The organism is Streptomyces sp. NPDC026659 (genome assembly GCF_040638245.1).
GTDB lineage: Bacteria > Actinomycetota > Actinomycetes > Streptomycetales > Streptomycetaceae > Streptomyces.
In genome coordinates this window covers 258,119-280,519 of sequence record NZ_JBEZXY010000003.1, presented here as the reverse complement: position 1 = coordinate 280,519, position 22,401 = coordinate 258,119, and the positions used below count along the sequence as shown (strand labels likewise).

General features: G+C 71.2%; 20 protein-coding genes and 2 tRNA genes. 7 read left to right on the top strand and 15 right to left on the bottom strand.

Going from position 1 to position 22,401, the window contains the following annotated elements:
- Window position 1 precedes the first annotated feature (1 nt).
- From AB0E91_RS10170 to AB0E91_RS10150, 5 genes are all read right to left on the bottom strand, one after another.
- The gene (locus AB0E91_RS10170; protein ID WP_361778019.1) at window positions 2–754 is read right to left on the bottom strand and encodes a class E sortase; all 753 of its coding nucleotides are present in this window, start codon (window positions 752–754) and stop codon (window positions 2–4) included.
- Between the two features lie 31 nt (window positions 755–785).
- Complete coding sequence (locus AB0E91_RS10165; protein WP_361778016.1) at window positions 786–1,892, bottom strand: class E sortase; 1,107 nt, start codon at window positions 1,890–1,892, stop codon at window positions 786–788.
- Window positions 1,889–2,530 carry an aminodeoxychorismate/anthranilate synthase component II gene (locus tag AB0E91_RS10160; protein ID WP_361112216.1) on the bottom strand — a complete coding sequence of 214 codons (642 nt, stop codon included), beginning with the start codon at window positions 2,528–2,530 and terminating at the stop codon, window positions 1,889–1,891. The genes AB0E91_RS10165 and AB0E91_RS10160 overlap by 4 nt, the downstream gene beginning before the upstream one ends.
- Entirely contained in the window at window positions 2,527–2,688 is a 162-nt protein-coding gene (locus tag AB0E91_RS10155) for a hypothetical protein (RefSeq protein WP_018547677.1), read from the bottom strand. The genes AB0E91_RS10160 and AB0E91_RS10155 overlap by 4 nt, the downstream gene beginning before the upstream one ends.
- A gap of 221 nt (window positions 2,689–2,909) precedes the next feature.
- Window positions 2,910–3,695 (bottom strand): DUF881 domain-containing protein, encoded by a 786-nt coding sequence (locus AB0E91_RS10150; RefSeq protein WP_361778012.1) that lies wholly within the window; start codon window positions 3,693–3,695, stop codon window positions 2,910–2,912.
- 151 nt (window positions 3,696–3,846) lie between these two features.
- Here AB0E91_RS10150 and crgA point away from each other — a divergent pair, with 151 nt between their 5' ends.
- Window positions 3,847–4,098: a cell division protein CrgA gene (gene crgA / locus AB0E91_RS10145; protein WP_361112209.1), complete on the top strand. Its 252-nt coding sequence runs from the start codon at window positions 3,847–3,849 to the stop codon at window positions 4,096–4,098.
- 274 nt (window positions 4,099–4,372) lie between these two features.
- Here crgA and AB0E91_RS10140 read toward each other — a convergent pair whose 3' ends face one another.
- Together AB0E91_RS10140 and AB0E91_RS10135 are read right to left on the bottom strand one after the other, a co-directional pair.
- Window positions 4,373–5,275, bottom strand: a complete 903-nt coding sequence (locus AB0E91_RS10140) for a rhomboid family intramembrane serine protease (protein ID WP_361778009.1) — start codon at window positions 5,273–5,275, stop codon at window positions 4,373–4,375.
- A gap of 133 nt (window positions 5,276–5,408) precedes the next feature.
- On the bottom strand, window positions 5,409–5,984 hold the full coding sequence (locus tag AB0E91_RS10135; RefSeq protein ID WP_361778006.1) for a peptidylprolyl isomerase: 576 nt from the start codon (window positions 5,982–5,984) through the stop codon (window positions 5,409–5,411).
- A gap of 319 nt (window positions 5,985–6,303) precedes the next feature.
- Here AB0E91_RS10135 and AB0E91_RS10130 point away from each other — a divergent pair, with 319 nt between their 5' ends.
- Complete coding sequence (locus AB0E91_RS10130; RefSeq protein ID WP_361778003.1) at window positions 6,304–7,002, top strand: DUF5324 family protein; 699 nt, start codon at window positions 6,304–6,306, stop codon at window positions 7,000–7,002.
- 141 nt (window positions 7,003–7,143) lie between these two features.
- On the opposite strand, the gene AB0E91_RS10125 is transcribed toward AB0E91_RS10130, so the two are convergent.
- Window positions 7,144–7,216 (bottom strand) — tRNA-Ala (locus AB0E91_RS10125).
- Between the two features lie 181 nt (window positions 7,217–7,397).
- On the opposite strand from AB0E91_RS10125, the gene AB0E91_RS10120 reads away from it, so the two are divergent.
- The gene (locus AB0E91_RS10120) at window positions 7,398–7,946 is read left to right on the top strand and encodes a helix-turn-helix transcriptional regulator (protein WP_161183123.1); all 549 of its coding nucleotides are present in this window, start codon (window positions 7,398–7,400) and stop codon (window positions 7,944–7,946) included.
- Window positions 7,947–8,024: 78 nt separating this feature from the next.
- The gene (locus tag AB0E91_RS10115) at window positions 8,025–9,275 is read left to right on the top strand and encodes a protein kinase (RefSeq protein ID WP_361778000.1); all 1,251 of its coding nucleotides are present in this window, start codon (window positions 8,025–8,027) and stop codon (window positions 9,273–9,275) included.
- Here AB0E91_RS10115 and AB0E91_RS10110 read toward each other — a convergent pair.
- Entirely contained in the window at window positions 9,239–10,624 is a 1,386-nt protein-coding gene (locus tag AB0E91_RS10110) for a hypothetical protein (RefSeq protein ID WP_361777997.1), read from the bottom strand. The genes AB0E91_RS10115 and AB0E91_RS10110 overlap by 37 nt on opposite strands.
- Window positions 10,625–10,853: 229 nt before the next feature.
- Window positions 10,854–10,982: a DLW-39 family protein gene (locus tag AB0E91_RS10105; RefSeq protein WP_003999697.1), complete on the bottom strand. Its 129-nt coding sequence runs from the start codon at window positions 10,980–10,982 to the stop codon at window positions 10,854–10,856.
- A 370-nt stretch (window positions 10,983–11,352) separates the two neighbouring features.
- Between AB0E91_RS10105 and AB0E91_RS10100 the strand changes: the two genes are divergently transcribed.
- Window positions 11,353–11,736 carry a DUF6344 domain-containing protein gene (locus tag AB0E91_RS10100; RefSeq protein WP_361777994.1) on the top strand — a complete coding sequence of 128 codons (384 nt, stop codon included), beginning with the start codon at window positions 11,353–11,355 and terminating at the stop codon, window positions 11,734–11,736.
- A 118-nt stretch (window positions 11,737–11,854) separates the two neighbouring features.
- Here AB0E91_RS10100 and AB0E91_RS10095 read toward each other — a convergent pair whose 3' ends face one another.
- Complete coding sequence (locus tag AB0E91_RS10095; protein ID WP_361777991.1) at window positions 11,855–12,052, bottom strand: ferredoxin; 198 nt, start codon at window positions 12,050–12,052, stop codon at window positions 11,855–11,857.
- Window positions 12,053–12,588: 536 nt separating this feature from the next.
- Between AB0E91_RS10095 and AB0E91_RS10090 the strand changes: the two genes are divergently transcribed.
- Window positions 12,589–16,755 (top strand): hypothetical protein, encoded by a 4,167-nt coding sequence (locus AB0E91_RS10090; RefSeq protein ID WP_361777988.1) that lies wholly within the window; start codon window positions 12,589–12,591, stop codon window positions 16,753–16,755.
- Window positions 16,756–16,957: 202 nt separating this feature from the next.
- Window positions 16,958–18,205 (top strand): MFS transporter, encoded by a 1,248-nt coding sequence (locus tag AB0E91_RS10085; RefSeq protein ID WP_361777985.1) that lies wholly within the window; start codon window positions 16,958–16,960, stop codon window positions 18,203–18,205.
- A 71-nt stretch (window positions 18,206–18,276) separates the two neighbouring features.
- Here AB0E91_RS10085 and AB0E91_RS10080 read toward each other — a convergent pair whose 3' ends face one another.
- The 4 genes from AB0E91_RS10080 to gyrA all read right to left on the bottom strand — a co-directional run bounded on the left by AB0E91_RS10080 (window position 18,277) and on the right by gyrA (window position 22,328).
- Window positions 18,277–18,504 (bottom strand): hypothetical protein, encoded by a 228-nt coding sequence (locus tag AB0E91_RS10080; protein ID WP_361777982.1) that lies wholly within the window; start codon window positions 18,502–18,504, stop codon window positions 18,277–18,279.
- Between the two features lie 322 nt (window positions 18,505–18,826).
- Window positions 18,827–18,900 (bottom strand) — tRNA-Ile (locus AB0E91_RS10075).
- An 89-nt stretch (window positions 18,901–18,989) separates the two neighbouring features.
- Window positions 18,990–19,766: a DUF3566 domain-containing protein gene (locus AB0E91_RS10070; RefSeq protein ID WP_361777979.1), complete on the bottom strand. Its 777-nt coding sequence runs from the start codon at window positions 19,764–19,766 to the stop codon at window positions 18,990–18,992.
- Window positions 19,767–19,781: 15 nt separating this feature from the next.
- Window positions 19,782–22,328 carry a DNA gyrase subunit A gene (gene gyrA / locus AB0E91_RS10065; protein WP_361779044.1) on the bottom strand — a complete coding sequence of 849 codons (2,547 nt, stop codon included), beginning with the start codon at window positions 22,326–22,328 and terminating at the stop codon, window positions 19,782–19,784.
- Window positions 22,329–22,401 lie beyond the last annotated feature (73 nt).

The window sequence follows — 22,401 nt, the reverse complement described above, 5'->3', positions numbered from 1 at the left end:
GTCAGCGGAGTTCCTTCGGCGGCGTGCGCTTGCTGTCGACCTTCTGGACGCGCTCCAGCTCGCCCCAGACCACGTAGCGGTAGCGGCTCGTGTAGACCGGGGTGCAGGTCGTCAGGGTGATGTAGTGGCCCGGCTTCTTCCTGCCGGACTCCTCGGGGACCTGGTCGATGACCTCGACGTTGTACTTCGAGGTCTCGGGGAGGATCGCGTAAACCTTGTAGACGTACCAGTCGTCCTTGGTCTCGAAGACGACCGGGTCGCCCTCGCGCACCTTGTCGATGTTGTGGAACTTGGCGCCGTGGCCGTCGCGGTGGGCGGCGAGGGTGAAGTTGCCCTTCTTGCCCGTCGTCGGGAGGACGGCCTCGTCCGGTTCGGTGTAGTAGCCCGCCACGCCCTCGTCGAGGACGTCGGTCGAGGTGCCCTTCTCCACCAGCACGGCGCCGTTGCGCATCGAGGGGACGTGCAGGAAGCCGATGCCGTCCTTGGTGTCGAGCGCGCCGGGGCCGGTGTCGGTCGAACGGGACCAGTGGTCACGGACCTTGTCCGCCTGCTGGTCGGCGTGCCGGTCCGCGACGACGTTCGTCCACCACAGGGAGTAGACGACGAACAGTCCGAGGACCACGCCCACCGTCATGAGGACTTCGCCGAGGAAACTCACCACCAGGGCGACCGGCCCGGGCCGGGGAGGGCGCGAGGCGCTCCCCGCGCCCGACGCGTCCGTGTGTTCTGCGGTGTCGTCGGCGGTGGCTGCCACTCGTCCTGTGCCCCTGTTCGACTCGGCTCGACTACTCGATGAGCGCGTCCGGCTTGCCCTTGGTGCGCGGGCGTTCCTCGACCATCTTGCCCCAGACGATCAGCCGGTACTTGCTGGTGAACTCCGGAGTGCACGTGGTGAGGGTGATGTACCGGCCCGGCGCCGTGAAGCCCGACTGCCGGGGGACCGCGTCCAGCACACTGGTGTTGGACGGCGGTGTCACCGGAAGCATCGAAGTGACCTTGTACACGAAGTACTTGTCCTGTGTCTCGACGACGACCGCGTCACCCGCGACGAGCTTGTTGATGTACCGGAACGGCTCACCGTGCGTGTTGCGGTGCGCGGCCAGACCGAAGTTGCCCGACGTGGCGTCCGGCATGGCCGTCTTCAGCGGCGCCTCGCCGTAGTGCCCGACCATTCCCTTGTCGAGCACCCGCTTGTTGCTGACGCCCTCGGCGATCGGCACCACCACGTCCAGCTTGGGTATGTGCAGGATCGCGAAGCCCTGTCCGGGCTCGAAGACGCCGGGCGCCCGTTTGCCGCTCGCCCAGTCGTCCTGGAGCTGATGGGTCTCGCTGCCCGCCTGCGCGTGCGCGCGCACGTTCGTCCACCACAGCTGGTAGGTGACGAACAGCAGCATCAGCACGCCGGTGGTGATGAAGACCTCGCCGACCGCCCGGCTCACCATGACGGCCGCGCCGGGCTTGTTCGCCCGCGCCTGCCGACGGGCCTCGACCCGGGACAGCGGCCGCCCGAAGTCCGCGGAAGCCGAACTCGCCGTGTCCGCCGCGTCCTTGGCACCGCCGTGCCGTCCGGCACCCCGGCCGCCGCCGCGCTTGGCGGCCTTCCTGCGGGCCGCGCGGCCACCGGTGGCCCCCGGGGAGCCCGACCGGCCCGAACGCCCCCCAGAGGCGCCCCCAGAGCCGCTCCCGGGCTCCGGTGGCGGCTCGGGCAGCCGCAGCGCCATCGTCTGCTCGTCGGGCCGCGGCTCCGGTACGCCCCCGGGCACGCCGCCCTGCCCGTCCACGGCCGGCATCCGTGCCGTCGGCGGGTCGCCCGCGCCCGTGAACGCCGGGTCGTAGGACCCGTACGGCGCGTCGCCGTACACGTCCTCGCGCTCGGGGCGCAGCGCGGTCACGCCGTGGACCTGCCCACCACCGGGGCGAGCCCCGCCGACCTCGCCACGGCACCCTGGTCGCCGCACTCGACAAGCCAGTTGGCCAGCATCCGGTGCCCGTGCTCGGTCAGCACCGACTCGGGGTGGAACTGCACGCCCTCCACCGGGAGTTCGCGGTGCCGCAGCCCCATGATGATCCCGTCCTCGGTGCGGGCGGTGACCTCCAGCTCGGCCGGGACGGTGGCCGGCTCGGCCGCCAGCGAGTGGTAGCGGGTCGCGGTGAAGGGCGAGGGCAGCCCGGCGAAGACGCCCTTGCCGCCGTGGATCACCGGGGAGGTCTTGCCGTGCAGCAGCTCGGGCGCGCGGTCGACCACGCCGCCGTACGCCACCTGCATCGACTGCATCCCCAGGCACACCCCGAACACAGGTACGCCGGTCGCGGCGCAGTGCCGGACCATGTCCACGCACACCCCCGCCTCCTCGGGCGTGCCCGGTCCCGGCGAGAGCAGGACCCCGTCGAAGCCGTCCTGGGCGTGGGCGGTGGTCACCTCGTCGTTGCGCAGGACCTCGCACTCGGCGCCCAGTTGGTACAGGTACTGGACGAGGTTGAAGACGAAGCTGTCGTAGTTGTCGACAACGAGAATCCGTGCACTGCTCACTGGTGGTCCACCGTCACATCGTTGAAGGGCAGCAGTGGCTCGGCCCACGGGAACACGTACTGGAACAGGACGTAGACCACGGCCAGGACCAGCACGAGTGAGAGCAGGGCCTTCACCCACGTGTTGCCCGGCAGAAGCCGCCAGATCAAGCCGTACATGCCGTCCCTTCCGTTCCTCACGGCACAGACTCACGCCGTACCGCACCAGACTAACGGCGCCGGACGGGCTCCCGGCCGTTGTCCACAGGCCGGGTCGACACCCGGACATACGTGGCCCGGCGGCGATCGCCTCAACGGGTGAGGGAACGGGTGACGGACCGGGTTGTGCGGCGCCCCCCGCCGGTCTCCCGCGGAGTGCTCGCCGGACGCCCGCGAGGCTCCTACTCGACCGGTCGCGCGTAGTGCAGGTCCACGGTGCCCGTGTAGCCGGGCAGCGTCACGGTGCCGTTGTCGGCGACCTGCCAGCCGAGGCCGTAGACGTTGACGTACACCATGTACGTCTGGATCGCCTTGCTGTCCGCGAGGGCCTGCTGGAGCCGGTCCGGGTCGCCGACCGCCGTGATCCTGTACGGGGGCGAGTAGACGCGGCCCTGGAGGATCAGGGTGTTGCCGACACAGCGCACCGCGCTGGTGGAGATCAGCCGCTGGTCCATGACCTTGATGCCCTTCGCACCGCCGTGCCACAGGGCGTTGACCACGGCCTGGAGGTCCTGCTGGTGGATCACCAGGTAGTCGGGCTGCGGCTCGGGGTAGCCGGGGAGCTTGGCGGTGGCGTTCGGCGGGGCGTCGTTCAGGGTGACGGTGATCGCCCTGCCCGTCAGCGCGTGCGTGCCCGCGCCGCGCTCCAGACCGCCGAGCTTCTCGTCCTCGGTGCGGCTGCTGCCGTCGTCGCTCTCGGCCAGCGACTCCACCCGCTCGCGCAGGGTCGCGTTGGACTCGTCCAGCCCCTTGTTCTTGCGGCTGCGCTCCTGGATGAGGTCGGACAGCTTGAGCAACGAGGTGTCGGTGCGGATGTCCGTGCCCTTGGCGGTGTCGAAACTGGTGAAGAAGATCAGGCCGGCCAGGGCGAAAACGCCCGCCGTGAGGATCCGCACCGGCTTCAGGCGCGCACGGGAACGGGTCGGACCCATTGATCCCGTACCGGGGGAGTCGGCAGAATTGCTCAACGTACCCTTATCTCCTTCGGCGCCGTAGAAGCACTACGCTAACGGACGCCCGGGGGAGCACTCAGTGTGCCCTTACTGTCCCCTTGTACGCTGCCCCGAGCCCGACCCGTTACCTGCGCGGCCACGCAGCGCATCGACAGGAGAGACCCTCGTGCCGAAGTCACGTATCCGCAAGAAGGCCGACTACACGCCGCCGCCCGTGAAGGCGCAGGCCGTCAAGCTCGGCAACAGCGCCTGGGTCGCGCCCGTCATGCTGGCCATGTTCCTCATCGGCCTGGCGTGGATCGTGGTCTTCTACGTGACCGACGGCTCGCTGCCGATCGACAGCCTGGACAACTGGAACATCGTCGTGGGCTTCGGCTTCATCGCAGCCGGGTTCGGCGTCTCCACGCAGTGGAAGTAGCGGGGCCGCACGGTGGGGCCCGGGCACCTCTGCCCACGGCCCTTCACTGAGTTATCCACAGCCTTGGGCAGAGTTTCCACATGTGCCTGGGGAAAAGAAACTACGATCTGTGGATAACTCACCGCTCGTTGACGCCGATGTGACTGCCCCACCAGCTGAAGATCAACCATTGCCCCCTGCCTGACCTGCGGAAACTCATCCGAGCGACGGGGGGCACAGCTGTTCCCGCACACTGTGCACAAGATCGCGCACGCGCTGTGGACAACGGTTCGGGTCAGGTCAGCTGAGCGGTTCTGACCAGGGTGAGAATCGCCACCACGACGAGGACCAGCGCACAGGCGCCGTACTGGATCAGCTGCCGTCGGTCGCGCGGGGCGTGGATCATGGCGTAGCCGACGCCGAGACCGGCGACCAGGCCGCCGATGTGGGCCTGCCACGCGATGCCGGGGACCTGGAACGTGATGATCAGGTTGATCACCAGCAGGGCGATGACCGGCCGCATGTCGTAGTTGAGCCGCCGTACCAGGACGACGGTGGCGCCGAAGAGGCCGTAGATCGCGCCGGAGGCACCCACGGAGGGCTCGTTGGGCGCGACCATCAGATAGCTGAGCGCGCTGCCCGCCAGCCCGGAGACCAGATAGAGGGACAGATAGCGGGCGCGGCCGAGGGCCGCTTCGAGCGGGCCGCCGATCCACCACAGGCTGAGCATGTTGAACGCGATGTGCAGAAAGCCGCCGTGCAGGAACATCGCGGTGAGCAGCCGGTAGTACTGACCGTCCGCCACACCCTGCACACCGAGCTGCGGGACGATCGCGTGGCCGATCAGCTCGAAGCGGTTGGTGAAGGCGTCGCCGACGATCTGCTGGATCGCGAAGAAGGCGATGTTGAGCCCGATGAGGACCTTGGTGACGAGCCGGGGGTCGGCGGTGTGCCGCCCTCCGGCCAGGGTGCGGGGCGCGGCAGCGGCCGGGGCCGGGGTGGCGCCGCCGGGACGGGGGACGTGCGCGGTGCCGCGCACGCAGTCGGGGCACTGGAAGCCGACCGAGGCGTCGACCATGCACTCCGGGCAGATCGGGCGGTCGCAACGGGTGCAGCGCACACCGGTCTCGCGGTCCGGGTGCCGGTAACACGCGGGCAGGCTCCGGGCGTCCCGGGCGCCGGCTGCGGCCTGGTCCATGAGATCCCCTTGTCCGTCACGGGACATCGCCGGGCGATACCCCGCCCTGCCCATCCTTACGGACGAGCGGGGCATTTGGTTCCCCTCCGGCCTTTCCGTCCCCGAGCGTCTGCGGTGCCCCCGTCTCCGAGGACTATCCGGTCGTCTCCATGTCCTTCCCCGCCTGGCCCTTTCCCTGCTCCTGTCCGGTCCGCTCCACGAGGACGGTCTCGATCACCACGTCCTCGACCGGGCGGTGATCACGCCCGGTGGGGACGGCGGCGATGGCGTCGACCACCTTCCGGCTCTCCGGGTCGGCGACCTCTCCGAAGATCGTGTGCTTGCGGTTGAGCCACACGGTCGGGGAGACGGTGATGAAGAACTGCGAGCCGTTGGTGCCCGGACCGGCGTTGGCCATGGCGACCAGATAGGGCCGGTTGAAGGACAGATCGGGGTGGAACTCGTCGGCGAACTGGTAGCCGGGTCCGCCGATGCCGGTGCCGAGCGGGTCACCGCCCTGGATCATGAAGCCGCCGATGACCCGGTGGAAGACCGTTCCGTCGTAGAGCGGTTCGGTGCTTTCCGCGCCGGTCTCGGGGTTCTTCCAGGCGCGCTCGCCCCGGGCGAGTCCGACGAAGTTCCTGACGGTGGCCGGGGTGTGGTTCGGGAACAGCCGGATCCTGATGTCGCCGCGATCGGTCTTGAGAGTGGCGTAGAGCTGCTCGGCCACGGGGTGCCTTCCCTGTTGTTTCCGTCGTTCGTTTCCGTCGTCATTCCCGGAAAGGCTTCGATCGTCGCACGCCGCAGGACAGCGGGCCCCGGACGACCACGAGTTCCGCGCCGTACTGCCACCGGTTCGCCGCGGAGAGCGGCGCGCGGCGGGGATTCGTGGCAGGGTCGGCGGTGGACCCGTTGCCCGGAATTCCGTACATGTGAAGCGATCGGCACCCGTATGCCCGCTCACACATGCCGTACGGGCCCCGGACAGGCATGATCCGTAACAGGGTGGACAGTCGACATACCGTACCGCCACCGAGGAGGAGGTTCCCGTGACCCGCATCGAGAGCGTGCGCGCCGCGACCGGCTCGGCGAAGGACAGCGTGCTGCACGCCGCGGACGTGGTGGCGCCCTACGCCGACACGGCCAAGGAGCGTGCCGCGTACTACGCGCAGGAGGCACGCGTACGGCTCGCGCCCGTGATGTCCCAGGCCGCCGACCAGGCCCGTGTGCAGTACGACGCGCTGCTCGCCCCCCGTCTTGAGCAGGCACTCGCCCATGTCCCGCCGAAGGTGGACCAGGCCGCGCAGGAGGCCGCGGAGCTCACCCGCAAGGCCGCCAAGCAGGCGGCGGAGTACTCGCGCCCCCGGATCGAGCAGGCCGTGGCCGCCGCCGGGCCGGTCTACGACGAGGCCGCGACGCGCGGTGCCGCCGCCCTGGTCGCGCTGCGCGGCAACGTCTCCGCCAAGCAGATCAAGAAGCTGGCCCGTCGCAACGAACGCCGCTGCACGGCCCGCCGCACCCTGAAGTACGCGGCCGTGGCCGCCCTCGTCGCCGGCACCGCGCTCGCCGTCTGGAAGTGGTGGGACAAGCAGGCCAACCCCGACTGGCTGGTCGAACCCCCCGCCGCCACGGAGATGCCCGACGCCGCCCGCCTCCACTCGGTGGACCGCACCGGCTCCCCCCTGGACCCGGAGGTCCGCGCCAAGGAGAACGAGGAGGACTCGTCCAACGACGACGAGAACACGTGACGGCGGACCGGCGCCGCCATCGGGCCGCAGGGGCAGGCGAGTTGTGAACCGCCTGCCCCGCGCCCTGTGCGCGAACCGCGGCGAAAACGGCACAAAGAAACCCCTCTGACCTGTGTTTCCGCAGGTCAGAGGGGTTTTTTGTGGAGCCTAGGGGAGTCGAACCCCTGACATCCGCCATGCAAAGACGGCGCTCTACCAACTGAGCTAAGGCCCCGTGCGGCAGCGTCCGGCCGGAGAAGGTTCTCCCGACGGGCGCCGCAGACCAGAGTACCGGGTCACCCCCGGTATCCGGCAAAAACTTTGGGGCTCCCCGCGTCTGACCACGCTCCGTAGGATGCTCGGCATGGTTCGCGTGAGCGAACCTCGGTTCAATGGGGAAGCGATGGGGAGACGCAATGGACGCCGCACAGCAGGAAGCGACCGCGAGAGCGCGGGAGCTGCAGCGGAACTGGTACGGGGAGCCGTTGGGGGCGCTCTTCCGTAAGCTCATCGAGGATCTCGGGCTCAACCAGGCCCGGCTGGCGGCGGTCCTGGGTCTGTCCGCTCCGATGCTGTCGCAGCTGATGAGCGGCCAGCGCGCGAAGATCGGCAATCCCGCGGTGGTCCAGCGGGTGCAGCTGTTGCAGGAGCTGGCCGCCCAGGTCGCGGACGGCAGCGTCAGCGCCGCCGAGGCGACCGAGCGGATGGACGAGATCAAGAAGTCCCAGGGCGGCTCCGTGCTCAGCAACACCGCGCAGACGACGAACAGTTCGGGCGCGCCGACCGTCAAGCGCGTCGTCCGCGAGATCCAGTCGCTGCTGCGCTCCGTCGCCGCCGCGGGCGACATCATCGAGGCCGCCGAAAGCATCGCCCCGGCCCACCCCGAGCTGGCAGAGTTCCTCCGGGTCTACGGGGCGGGCCGCACCTCCGACGCGGTCGCGCACTACCAGTCCCACCAGAGCTGACCGCCGTCCGGCGCGCGTCCCGTGGGGGTCGGGACGCGGACCGGACGACGCACCGGACCAGGGGGAGGAGCCGCACGCATGGGTGAGGTGTTCGGCGGCCGGTACGAGCTGGCCGACCCGATCGGGCGCGGCGGCGTGGGCGCCGTATGGCGCGCCTGGGACCACCGGCGGCGGCGTTACGTGGCCGCGAAGGTGCTCCAGCAGCGCGACGCCCACGCCCTGCTGCGCTTCGTCCGCGAACAGGCCCTGCGCATCGATCACCCGCACGTCCTCGCCCCGGCGAGCTGGGCCGCCGACGACGACCAGGTGCTCTTCACCATGGACCTGGTCTCCGGCGGCTCACTGGTGCACCTGGTCAACGACTACGGCCCGCTGCCGCCCCGCTTCGTGTGCGAGCTGCTCGACCAGCTCCTGGCCGGGCTCGCCGCCGTCCATGCCGAGGGCGTGGTGCACCGGGACGTCAAGCCCGCCAACATCCTCCTGGAAGCAACCGGCACCGCCCGCCCCCGGCTGCGGCTGTCCGACTTCGGCATCGCCATGCGCCTGGGCGAGCCCCGGCTGACCGAGACCGACCTCGTGGTGGGCACCCCCGGCTATCTGGCGCCCGAGCAGATGCTGGGCGGCGACCCGGACTTCCCGGCCGACCTGTTCGCGGTGGGGCTCGTCGCCCTGTACCTGCTGGAGGGGGCGAAACCGGACGCCAAGGCGATCGTGCGGTACTTCCTGGAGCACGGCACACCGAGCGCGCCCGCACGCATCCCCGAGCCGTTGTGGCAGGTCGTCGCGGGTCTCCTCCAGCCCGATCCGGGGGCCAGGTTCCGCTCGGCGACGGGGGTGCGCAAGGCGCTCGCCTCCGCCGTGGAGCTTCTGCCCGCCCCCGGTCCCGACGACGAACCGGTCGAGGTCTTCGACCAACTCGGCCCGCTGCCGGACGGGTTCGGACCGGAGGGTCCGGCGAAACGGGCCTCCGGTGTACGCCCCGACGCCGTACGACCGGACACGCCCCCGGCCCCGGTGCCCGACCCGCGCACCGCCCACCCCGCCATGTCCGACACCGGAAGCTTCCACCTGCCTCCCCCCGCACCCCGGGAAGCACCCGGCACCCCCGCCTCCCAGGGGGTACCCGAAACCCCGGCTGTCCCCGTCGAAGCCCCGATCGCCGCTCCTCCCACCGAGCCTCCGACCGTCCCGTACACCGCGCAAAGTCACCGCGCCCCCGCGCACCACCACCGCCGCCGTCCGGGGCCCCCGGCCCGGGTCGCCGTCCCCGTCGTGCTCCTGGCCCTGGCCTGCTACGCCGTCGGCTTCTGGGCGCTGGTACGGGTCTGAGGCCGCCGGGCCGCGAGGGTCCAGACGCCGAGGCCGAGCAGCAGCGCGGTCCCGGTGCCGATGCCCCCGGCCGCGAGGACCCGCATCGCGGTTCTGTCGTCCCCGCTCTCGTCGATCAGGGCGTCCTGCCAGTCCTGGGAACTGACGGTGAAGAGGCCGTCCGGCACGGACTTCCCGGCGTACCGGGGACCGTCGTGCGGCCGCCCGTCGACCCGCACGGTCAGCGTCACCTCGAAGGGACCCGGCCCGAAGCTGTCGGCCAGGCGCGAGCTGACGTGGACGACCAGGTAGTACCGGCCGGCGAAGCGCACGGTGTTCTCGTCGTCGGTGACCGCGTAGCGGTTGGCGTACTCCACCGGGGGCACCGGCGGCAGGACGGCGGTGCGCGGTGTGCCGGTGAAGCCGAGGGAGGCGTTCTCCACGCGGCCACGCACGGGGTTGTGCAGCGTGAGGTCCAGGGCGCCGCCGACGTAGCCGCTGCCGCTGGGGGCGGCGCCGAGTTCGGCGGTGGCGTGGAGCTGCTGCCCCCAGCCGACGGGCACGGCGTAGAAGAGGGTCGTGCCGGGGGCGGCGCGGGTGCGCCAGATGCCCTCGCCCAGCGGACGCGCGGTGGCGAATCCGGCGCCGCCGGTCCGGGTGCGCGGGGTGCCGACGGGCGGCCGGGGTGTGGCGGAGTCCCAGGTGGCGGGCGGGGTGGTGGGTCCGGCCGTGGCCGGGCGGGACTCGGTGACGGGCGCGATCTCCAGGTCCCAGGTCCGGTCCGACCCGGAATCCCCGCTGTCCAGGCGCTCGATGAGCAGGTAGTACGTCCCCGCGCCCCCGCACAGGGTCCGGCCGGTGTCGCGCTGGGCGAGTGCGGTCACGGGCCGCGGGCTCAGCGCGGCGCCGATGGTGGCGGAGGCGTAGGAGCAGGCGCTGCCGTCGATGTCGCGGAGCGAGACACGGATGCCGTCGGTGGAGGCGACGGGGGTGCCCGTCGGGGGTACGGCGGTGACGGGGACGTAGGCCGTGTCCTTCGCGGCGAGGTCGAGGCGGTAGTAGAGCTTGCCGCGGGCGGGGAGTGAGCTGCGGTAGGTGTGGCCCGCCTTCAGCGGCCGCGCCGCGGAGGTGCCGGGCACACCGGACACGGACTCGGCTCCGATGGCGAAGGCGTACGGCTGGGGTCCGGCCTCGGCGGCCATGGCGGGGGTGGCGGCGAGGGCGTGCAGGAGGAGCGCCGCGACGAGGGCGGCGGTGCGGCGGGGGCGGTGTCGCCGGGGGCGGCTGTCCGGTGCGGTGGCGTACGTCCGCCGTGCTCGCGCCGTGATGAACCTCCGCCGTCGCCACCCCGTGCGTCCTCGCCCCCGCATGGACACCCCTGGTCCCTCCCCCATCGTCCGCACCACGTCTGGGGCCCATCCTGCACCGGGGGCCCTTGCTCCATCCGGGCATTCCGCGCGGCTGTCCGAAACGTCCGGGCCGTTCCCACGGGCGTACACCGGCCCCGGGAGTCCGGCAACCGGAACCGGCGGGGCCGGACAACACGGAACCCCGGTCGCTCGGGGCGGCCGGGGTTCGGTTCAGATCGTGGTGCCGGGGTCAGGAACCCGTGGGCACGGAGTCGGTGGCCTCCGTCCACAGATCCTGCTCGGCGCGATCCGCCTGGATCTGGCGGTACACGAGGAGACCGCCGATGGCGGCCAGTGCGACCAGGAGCAGCTTCTTCACCGCGCGACCTCGTCTTTCGTTGGCGTTGGGGACCTCTGGCGCCCGACTATACACACCGGCCGATACCGATCGGTGACCTGCGTCGGGGCCCGTCGTCCGCCCCAACTCCCGCTTCCACGCCCGCGATAGCCGAGCGGAGCGAGGTTCGTCCGGAGGGTGATCGCAAGGCTGGTCACACCCGCACGCACGGTCATCTTTCTCCCACTTCATCCTCATCACCTGGTTTTGCGGGGTTTTCCGGGCTCTTACGGCCATCCGTGTGGTGTTCATCTGAACATCGACGCGCCACGGCGCGCGGTCCACCACATCGGGACGCTCATACACATCATGAGGAAAGTACGCAAATCGCCCAACCCGAAAGTGAGGGGACATGGCCCGCACCAAGGTCATGAAGCTGTGGACCGCCTTCGTCACCGCCTTCCTGGCGCTGTGCACGGCACTCGGACTCGTCACCGTGACCGCCCCGGCGGCCACCGCCCGGACCGGCAGCCCGACCGAGAGCCCGAACCGGAGCACCGAGCACCACACGGCCCCGGCGACCGCCACGGCGGCACAGCACAGGATCTGGCCCCAGGCGAGGTCCCTGCCCCCCACGATGAAGCAGCGCATCCGGGCCGAGGCCCACGGGAAGTCCCCCCACTCCCGGAACCGCGCCCGCTCCGCCCTCGACACCGCCACGAAGATCCCGCACCGGCTGTACGTCCCGGAACAGGCCGAACACAGCGACCGGCTCACCCAGCAGCTCGACTGCTGAGGGCCTCCCCGGCACACAGACCCGCTGACGTCTCGACACCCGGCGACTTGCGTACGCGACCGTCGATGCGAACCCCTGGCCGACCCGGCCGGGGGTCAGCGCTGCATATCCGCCAGCCTCATGGCCGCCGCTCCTCTATCACCACAGCCCGGGACGGACACTTCTCGGCCGCCTCCCGTACCGCCGGATCGTCCCCGGCATCCTCCCGGCCGGGCCGGACCACGCCGTACCCGTCCACGAAGTCGAACACCGCCGGCACCCGGAACGCGCAGTCGGACGAGCCGTAGCACGCGTCCCGGTCCACGGAGACCTTCATGGGTCCTCCCCTCTTCGGGCGGCGGGCCCGGGTCACGGGAACCGGCTCCCATGCGGGCCACCCCCGCACCCAGCACGACCCTGCCCCCTCGACGCCCGCCTGAACCGGAGGCCCACGAACCCGGACACCCACACGCCGCCGCTCGTCCGGCACCGGTCCCTCCCCTCGTGGGGACCGGTACCGAACCGAGCGGGGGTCCGGGAGCCCCGCGCCGCATCGGCATGCCCGGCGCGAGGTCGTGCGGAGCGGATACGGACGCCGCCCGGGCCCTGAGGCGGGCGGCGCGGGGCCGCCGGGCGTGTTCCGGCGAAGTTGACCGAGAACCTTCGACGCCCTGGACGGCTGTCCCGGCGGCCGAGCCCTTGGCCTGTCCGAACGGTGTGTGACAGCTCCGCTACCACGTCGTGATCCTGCCATCCGGAGCCCTCCCAGAGGAGATCCCGGCACCCCGGAACCGGGCTTTCGCGCAGGTCAGCCGTATAAGGTGAGTTTTCCGGTCCGGACATCCAGAAGCGGGGGAAGTAAGGGGTGGGACCTTGGGTTCCGACTCAGGGGCACGCACAGCCTTCGCCGAGCGCCTCGCCCTGCTCTACCGGGAAGCAGGAAACCCTCCCCTCAAGAGCGTGTCCGAGGCCGTCATACGGCTCCAGCGCGTGGACGAGCGCGGGCGGCCGGTACGGGTCTCCGCGCAGCGCATCAGCGACTGGCGTCGGGCCAGGAACGTCCCCGCCCAGTTCACCGCCCTCGCCGCCGTCCTGCACATCCTGATCCCCGAGGCCCGGCGCGCGCGGCCCACGCCGGTCTCCGGCGGGCTGTACGACCTGACCCAGTGGCAGCGGCTGTGGGAGACGGCGCTGGCCGATCCGGTGGGCGAGAAGCCGCAGTCGCGGGCGGGGCAGGAGAACCGGCAGCCGCCGCCCCAGGTACCGCCCGTACCCGGCAGCGTCTGCCCGTACCGGGGGCTCGCGCCCTATCGGCGGGAGGACGCGCAGTGGTTCTTCGGCCGCGAGCGCGGCACGGACGCCCTGGTCGATCAGCTCCGTGCCACCGAGCGGACGGGCGGCCTGGTCATGCTGGTCGGCGCCTCGGGCGCCGGAAAGTCCTCCCTCCTCAACGCCGGTCTCGTACCGGCCGTACGGAACGGCGCCCTGGGTGACGGCAGCAGCCCAGTGCTCCAACTCGTCCCCGGTGCCGATCCGCTCGGCGAGCTGATCCGTCTCGTCCCTGCCCTCGCACCGCTCGCCGCCGAAGCGCGCGTGGCCGAGCGGAAGACGGCGCGCGACCCGTCGGCGCCCAGTACGGACACGCTCCGGCTGGCACGCGCGGTGCGGGGGGCCGTGGGGGCGTGGGGCGCGACGGATGGCGTTGTTTCACGTGAAACGGCGGCCACCGCTTCCTCTGTTTCACGTGAAACAGGGACCGCCCCCTCCGCTGTTTCACGTGAAACACCGCACGAGGTTTCACGTGAAACACCCGTCCCGCTCCCTGCCCCACGCACCGAACGGCGCCCCCGCCCCGTCCTGATCGTCGACCAGTTCGAGGAGACCTTCACCCTCTGCCCGGACGAGACCGAGCGCCGCGTCTTCCTGCGCTTCCTGCACGCCGCCTGCACGCCCGACCCGTCCACGCCGGGCGCGACCGCCCCCGTCCTCGCCGTCCTCGGCATACGCGCCGACTTCTACGAGGAGTGCCTCGGCTATCCGGAACTGGCCGACGCCCTCCAGCACCGGCACATGGTGCTCGGCCCGCTGACCACCGCCGAGCTGCGTGAGGCGGTGACCGGTCCCGCCAGGGCGGTGGGGCTGGAGCTGGAGGCAGGGCTGACCGAACTGATCGTGCGCGAGGTGACCTCCGACGGCCCGCGCGGAGCACACGACGCGGGCGTGCTGCCCCTGCTGTCCCACGCCCTGCTCGCCACCTGGCAGCGCCGCAAGGGCGGCCGTCTGACCCTCGCCGGATATCGCGCGGCCGGCGGCATCCAGGGCGCGGTCGCGGCCACCGCCGAGCGCGCCTGGTCCGGTCTCGACCCGGCCGCCCGCACCGCCGCCCGACTGCTCCTGCTGCGCCTGGTCCGGCTCGGCGAGGACACCCACGCCACCCGCAGGCGCGGCACCCGGCGCCAGCTGGCCGAGGAGTCCACCGACCCGGGCAAGACCGAGGAGTCGCTGGAGGCGCTGGTGCGCGCCCGGCTGGTCACTCTGGACGCGGACACCGTCGAAATCACCCACGAAGCACTGCTGCATGCCTGGCCCCGGCTGCGGCACTGGATCGACGACAACCGCACCGAGCATCTGCGGCGCCAGCGGCTGGAGGAGGACGGCCGGGCCTGGGAGTCCTCGAGCCGGGACAGTTCGCTGCTGTACCGGGGCTCTCGTCTCGAGCAGGCCCGCGACTGGGCCGAGTCGGCGGGGGACACGTATCTGACCCGGGGCGCGAAGGAGTTCCTGGCCGCCTCGGTACGGCTGCGCAGGCGCACGGTGCTGATCAGCCGGGCCGCGGTGGCGGCACTGGTCGTACTGGCCGTGCTCGCGGCGGGCTCGGCGGTGATCGCCTCGCGGCAGCGGGACGACGCGGTGTTCGAACAGGTGCTGGCCGAGGCGGACCGGGTGCAGCACACCGACCCGTCGCTGGCCGCACGCCTGGACCTGGTGGCCCACCGGCTCCGCCCCGACGACGACGGCGCCTACAGCCGGCTGATCTCCATCGTGAACGCCCCGCTCGCCACCCCCCTGTCCGGCCACACCGGGGCCGTCTACCTCACCACCTTCAGCCCCGACGGACGCACCGTCGCCACCGCGAGCTACGACCGCACCGTCCGCCTGTGGGACGTCACCGACCGGAAGAACCCGGCACCGCTCGGCAAACCACTGACCGGCCACACCGGCTGGGTGAGCAGCGCGGTCTTCAGCCCGGACGGGCACACCCTCGCCAGCGCGGGCGACGACGGCACGGTCCGGCTGTGGGACACGACCGACCGGAGGCACCCCACCCCGCTCGGCGCTCCCCTCACCGGCCACGAGGGCACCATCTATCTGGTCGCCTTCAGCCCCGACGGACGCACCCTCGCCAGCGCGGGCGAGGACCGCACCGTACGGCTGTGGAACGTGGCCGACCCGCGCCGGCCGCGAGCCCTCGGCACGCTGCGCGGCTCCGCCGCGGCCGTGCGCTCCGTGGCGTTCAGCCCGGACGGACGCACGCTCGCCTCGGGCGGCGACGACGACACGGTCCACCTGTGGAACGTGGCCGATCCCCGGCGGCCGCGAGCGATCCGCCGGGTGCTCACCGGACACACGGACCTGGTGCACTCGGTCGCCTTCAGCCCCGACGGGCACACCCTGGCCAGCGGCAGCGCGGACGACACGATCCGGCTGTGGAACGTCACCGACCCGGACCGCCCGGCGCCGCTGGGCGATCCGCTGACCGGCCACACCGGGCCGATCTGGTCGGTGGCGTTCAGCCCGGACGGCCGTACCCTCGCCGCCGCCAGCGCGGACAGCACCGCCAGCCTGTGGAACGTCGGCGATCCGACGTCGCCCTCACAGGTGGGCGAGCCACTGGCGGGCGGCAGCGGCGAGATGTACGCCCTCGGGTTCAGCCCGGACGGCCGTACGCTCGCCACCGGCAGCGGCGACGGAAAGGTCCGGCTGTGGTCGGTGCCGGTCTCGGACATGATCGGCCGGGTGGGCGCGTTCCGGCCGGACGGCAAGGTGCTCGCCACGGCCGCGCGGGACGGCCGCATCCGGCTGTGGAAGGTGACGGCACCCGGGCGGCCGGTTCCGCTGTCCGCCCCGTTCATGCCCGCCGACGGCGGCGAGCGCTCGCTGATGTACTCCCCCGACGGCCGGACCCTCGCCGTCCTGACCGGCAGCGGCGCGGTCCGCCTGTGGAACGTCGCGGACCCGGCCCACCCCGTCCCCGCCGGGCCTCCGCTGCGGCTGCTGACCCGGTTCATGGGCTCCGACGCGCTGGCCTTCAGCCCCGACAGCCGCGTCCTGGCCACGGCCTACGACGAGCACCGGCTGCGCCTGTGGAACGTCACCGACCCGGCGCACGCGACCCCGCTCGGCGAGCCGCTCTCCGGCCACCGGGGGTACATCAACGGTCTGGAATTCGCCCCGCACGGGCACGTCCTGGCCAGCGGCAGCGCGGACGGCACGATCCGGCTGTGGGACGTGACCCGTCCGGCACGTCCGACTCTCCTCGGCCGTCCGCTCACGGGCCACGCGGGCCCGGTGAACGCCCTGGCGTACAGCCCCGACGGGCACACGCTCGCCTCGGGCGGCGACGACGACACGGTCCGGCTCTGGAACGTCACCGACCCGGCCTCCGCCGCATCCGTCGGCCGGACCCTCACCGGTCACACCGAAGCGGTCACGTCCCTCACCTTCAGCGCGGACGGCCACACCCTGGCCAGCGGGGGAGACGACAACACGGTCCGCCTGTGGGACGTCGCCGACCCGGCGTCGGCCGCGCCCATCGGCCAGTCCATGAGCCCGTACGCCAAGACGGGCAACTTCCTGTCCTTCAGCCCCGGCCGCCACGTCCTCGGGGTGTCCAGCGGCGCCGACACGGTCCGCCTGTGGAGCCTGGACGCCGACGCCGCGATCCGGCACATCTGCGGCCTCACCGAGAACGTCCTCACCCCGGCGAGGTGGCACGAGTACCTTCCCCGCCTCTCCTACGACCCACCGTGCCGGGACTGACCCCCAGGATCAGCCAACTCCCCCCATCTTCAAGCCTGTTGTCCACCCCCCTGGCTCGCCCCACCCTCTCCGACCTTGTACCCTTGGCCATAGCCCGGCCGCTGACGCATCCCCCGTCGTCAGCGGCCGGGTCTTTTCGTCTGCGCACCCAAGTGACCTGATCCGCTCAGGTGTTGACCCCCGCGGGGGTAGGGTCCGCCGAATGGATCTCCGCGCATCCCTGTCCGTGCTGGGCAACCGGTCGTTCCGGCTCCTGCTCGCGGCCCGGCTGATCTCCGCGAGCGGGTCGGCCATGGCTCCCGTGGCGCTCGCCTTCGCCGTGCTCGGGTTCGACGACCGGCCGACGGCGCTGGCGACCGTCCTCGCGGGCAACACCCTTCCGCAGCTGGTGCTCCTGCTGGTCGGGGGCATCGCCGCGGACCGGTTCTCCCGTCGCGGGATCATCATCGCCGGCAACCTGGCGGCCGCCCTGTCCCAGGCCGGTGTCGCCCTCCTGGTCGCCACGGGCACGGCCGACGTCGCGCGGGTGGCCCTGCTGGCGTGCGTCACGGGCGCCGCCAACGCGCTGATGACCCCGGCCATGAACAGCCTGCTGCCCCAGCTCGTGGACGCCCGGCACCTCCAGGAGGCCAACGTCCTCGTACGGCTCCCCACCAACGTCCTCAGGGTCGCCGCCCCGGCGCTGGGCGGCGCGGTGGTCGCCCTGGCCGGCCCGCAGTGGGTCCTGGGCTGGGACGCGGCGAGCTTCACCCTGGCGGCCGTGCTGTGCGCCTTCCTGACCCTCTCCGGCACGACGAGAACCGCCCCCAGCGCCTCCGTACTGCACGACTTCCGCACCGGCTGGCGGGAGTTCGCCCGGCGCCCCTGGATCTGGTCGTACACGCTGTCCGGCACGGTCGTCGTGGCCCTGTGGCTCGGCGGCTACCAGCTCCTCGGCCCCGTCGTCCTGGACCACGAGGGCCTGGGCGCGGCGGGCTGGGGCATCGTGCAGGGCAGCTTCGCCGTGGGTCTCGTCCTGGGCGGTCTCGTCGCCCTGCGCTGGAAACCCGAGCGGCTGATGATCGCGTGCGTGGCCACGGGGCTCCCCATGGCCCTCCCCCTGGCGGTACTGGCGACCGGCCCCCACCTCGTCGCCCTGGCGGCCTCCGCGGCGCTCGCCGGCATCGGCCTCGACCTGTCCATCGTCTACTGGAACACCGCGCTCCAGCAGGAACTCCCCGTGGACGTCCTCGGCCGGGTGACGTCCTTCAACTCCCTCGGCGAACTCCTGGCCGTCCCCCTCGGCTACGTCCTCGTCGGCCTGACCGCCACCACCACCGGCACGACCCCCGTCCTTCTCACCGCCGCCGCCCTCATCCTCCTGTCCTCCGCCGCCCTCTTCGCCGTCCCCGGCCAGTGGACGATCCACCGCCTGCCCGGCAAGCCGGCGCCCGAGCCCGCGACGGCCTGAACGCCGCCGCTGGTCAGTGCCGGCTCACTGAGCCGAGAAGGCCACGGCAAGGACCGGAACCCACGGACACATCAGTTCGACGTCGCGCCCTTGCAGGTCTCCGCCACCTTCACCACGTAGAAGACCACCGGAGACTCCGTGATCTGCTGGTTCGGTCCCGGCCGGGAGTCACAGATCTTCCACGCGGACCGATCCTCCACCGAACGACCCTGTCCACTCGCGTCCTTGAAGACCATGTCGATCTTGGAGCTCATCTGCTCGTACGCGCCCCCGGCGTTGCCACCGATGACATCGGGCATGGTGGCGGCGACCGGCTCGGGGTTGGCCGAACGATGCGTCTTGGCGGGCCCCGAACCGCTCGTGGCGCTTGCCGAGGCAACGGGCTCGGACGACGCGCTACAGGCCGTGGCCGAGGCCAGAAGCACAGCGACGAGGGCAGGTGTCACAAGCCTGGCGGCAGTCATTTTCCCCCCAACGGGACGGCAGTTCCGGAACAATATCCACTCAGGTGGTCAGCGGCTACGCTGCCGGGGAACCGGCGCCAGTTCCATGACCACGGTTGATGTCAGCCATGGATGCAGAAGACCCCCGGCCCAAGTGGACCGGGGGTCTTCCAAGATGTGGGGCTAACAGGATTTGAACCTGTGGCCTCATCCTTATCAGGGATGCGCTCTAACCAACTGAGCTATAGCCCCGCCGCGCCTTGCGGTGTATGTCCCGCGCGCTGACTCCTGAAGATTAGCGCACGACCGGGGCAGTCCCAAAATCGGTTGTCGGGGGACGGTCACTCGTCCTCGGCGAGGGTCAGCTCGACGCCGCCCACGAAGCCCGCGGAGAGGTTGTAGATGAAGGCGGCGAGGGTGGCGAGCGCCGTCGCGAGGACGACGTCGATCACGGAGATGATCGTCGCGAACATCAGGACGTGCGGCAGCGAGAGGTACGACTGCAGGTCGAAACCATTCGCCTCGCTGGACCCGGTCGCCTCGGAGATCGTGCCGCCCACCGTGGAGAACACGCCCATCGCGTCCATGACCATCCACAGCACCGCCGAGGCGACGATCGTGCAGATGCCCAGGGCGATGGAGAGCAGGAAGCTGACCTTCATCACCGACCACGGGTCGGCCTTGGCCACCCGCAGCCGCGCCTTGCGGGTGCGCGGCGCCGTACGCGCGCCGGTGCGGGCGACACGCATCGCGTCGGCGGGCGGCTGAGCCGGGTAGGCCTGCGGCGGGTGGTAGGGCCCGGCGGGCTGCTCCGGACCGCGCTCACCGGGCAGCGGCGAGCCCCCGGACCCGGCCCCGGAAGCACCGGCCTTGGACTGGCCGCCGCGCGTGTCCGTCACAGTGCCCCCCTGGGATGCGGCATCGTCCGCCTCGGTGGGCGGGACCGGCTTGAGGTTCGTCGTGGGCGGGTCGGCCGGAGCGCCCCCCGAACCCGCCTTCCCCTTCTTGCCCGCAGTGTTCGCTGCGTTCCCTGCGTTCGCGGCGGAGCCACGGCCGCCGCCGTCCGTCTCCGTACCCGTTGAGGTACCGGCCGATCCGGCGCCCGTGGCTCCGCTCACGTCTCACTCCTCGCGCTACTCGGCCGAGGGCGCCTCACCCTCGTCCGTCACCTCGGCCTCGATCACGACGACGGTCTCGTCGACGACGACATCCTCACCGTCGACCTCCTCCGCCTCCCGACCGGCCTCGGCGTTACGTGCGATGCCGACCACGGCATCGCGCTTGCCCAGGTTGATCAGTTGGACGCCCATGGTGTCACGGCCCGTCTCCCTGACCTCGTTGACTCGCGTGCGAATCACACCGCCGGACAGGGTGATGGCGAGGATCTCGTCGGTCTCCTCGACAACCAGCGCGCCGACGAGCGATCCACGGTCCTCGACGATCTTGGCAGCCTTGATGCCGAGACCGCCACGCCCCTGGACGCGATACTCGTCGACGGCCGTGCGCTTGGCATATCCACCGTCCGTCGCGGTGAACACGAACGTACCGGTTCGCACGACATTCATCGAGAGCAGTTCGTCCCCCTCGCGGAAGCTCATGCCCTTCACACCCGAGGTGGCACGGCCCATCGGCCGCAGCGTCTCGTCCGACGCGGTGAACCGGATCGACTGCGCCTTCCGGCTGACGAGGAGCAGGTCGTCGTCCGCCGAGACCAGCTCGGCGCCGATCAGCTCGTCGTCCGTGCCGTTCTCCTGCGCGCGCAGGTTGATCGCGATGACACCGCCGGAACGCGGCGAGTCGTAGTCCTTCAGCGGGGTCTTCTTCACGAGGCCCGCCTTGGTGGCCAGGACCAGGTACGGCGCCGCCGAGTAGTCGCGGATCGCGAGAATCTCCGCGATCGCCTCGTCCGGCTGGAAGGCCAGCAGGTTCGCCACGTGCTGACCGCGCGCGTCCCGGCCGGCGTCCGGCAGCTCGTACGCCTTCGCGCGGTAGACCCGGCCCTTGTTGGTGAAGAACAGCAGCCAGTGGTGCGTGGTGGAGACGAAGAAGTGGTCGACGATGTCGTCTTCCTTCAGCTTCGCGCCCCGCACACCCTTGCCACCGCGCTTCTGCGCCCGGTAGTCGTCCGTCTTGGTCCGCTTGATGTAACCACCCCGCGTGACCGTGACGACGATGTCCTCCTCGGCGATCAGGTCCTCGATGGACATGTCACCGTCGTAGGGGATCAGCTTGCTGCGGCGGTCGTCGCCGAACTTCTCGACGATCGCGGCCAGCTCGTCGTGGATGATCTGGCGCTGGAGGGACTCGGAGGCGAGGATCGCGTTGTACTCGTTGATCTTCGCCTGGAGCTCGTCGTGCTCCTGGACCAGCTTCTGGCGCTCCAGGGCGGCCAGCCGGCGCAGCTGCATCTCGAGGATGGCGTTGGCCTGGATCTCGTCGATCTCCAGGAGCTCCATCAGGCCGCCGCGCGCGATCTCGACGGTGTCACTGGCGCGGATGAGCGCGATGACCTCGTCGATGGCGTCCAGGGCCTTCAGCAGACCGCGCAGGATGTGCGCGCGCTCCTCGGCCTTGCGCAGCCGGAAACGCGTCCGGCGGACGATGACCTCGATCTGGTGCGTCACCCAGTGGCGGATGAACGCGTCCAGGGACAGCGTGCGCGGCACCCCGTCCACCAGCGCCAGCATGTTGGCGCCGAAGTTCGTCTGCAGGTCGGTGTGCTTGTACAGGTTGTTCAGCACGACCTTGGCGACCGCGTCCCGCTTGAGGACGATCACCAGACGCTGACCGGTGCGCGAGGAGGTCTCGTCGCGCACGTCGGCGATGCCGCCGATCTTGCCGTCCTTCACCAGGTCGGCGATCTTCTGCGCCAGGTTGTCCGGGTTGGTCTGGTACGGCAGCTCGGTGACGACCAGGCACTGGCGGCCCTGGATCTCCTCGACCTCGACCACCGCGCGCATCGTGATGGAGCCGCGCCCGGTGCGGTACGCCTCCTCGATGCCCCTGCGGCCCACGACCAGCGCGCCGGTCGGGAAGTCCGGGCCCTTGATCCGCTCGATCAGGGCGTCGAGCAGCTCCTCCTGGGAGGCGTCCGGGTTCTCCAGGTGCCACTGGGCACCGGCCGCGACCTCGCGCAGGTTGTGCGGCGGGATGTTGGTCGCCATGCCGACCGCGATACCGGCCGAGCCGTTGATCAGCAGGTTCGGGAAGCGGGCGGGCAGGACAGTCGGCTCCTGGGAGCGGCCGTCGTAGTTGTCCTTGAAATCGACGGTGTCCTCGTCGATGTCGCGGACCATCTCCATGGACAGCGGCGCCAGCTTGCACTCGGTGTAGCGCATGGCGGCGGCCGGGTCGTTGCCCGGGGAGCCGAAGTTGCCGTTGGAGTCGACGAGCGGCATCCGCATCGCCCAGGGCTGGGCGAGACGGACCAGGGCGTCGTAGATCGAGCTGTCGCCGTGCGGGTGGTAGTTACCCATGACGTCACCGACGACACGGGCGCACTTGTAGAAGCCGCGCTCGGGGCGGTAGCCGCCGTCGTACATGGCGTACAGCACGCGGCGGTGGACCGGCTTGAGGCCGTCCCGGACGTCGGGCAGCGCCCGGGACACGATGACGGACATCGCGTAGTCCAGGTACGAGCGCTGCATCTCCGCGTCGAGTCCGACCGGCTCGATGCGCATCGTCGCCGGAGTCGCCTCGGTCTCGGGCGTCACTGGCTCAGGGGTGAAGTTCGGGGTCTCGTCGGCCATTGCT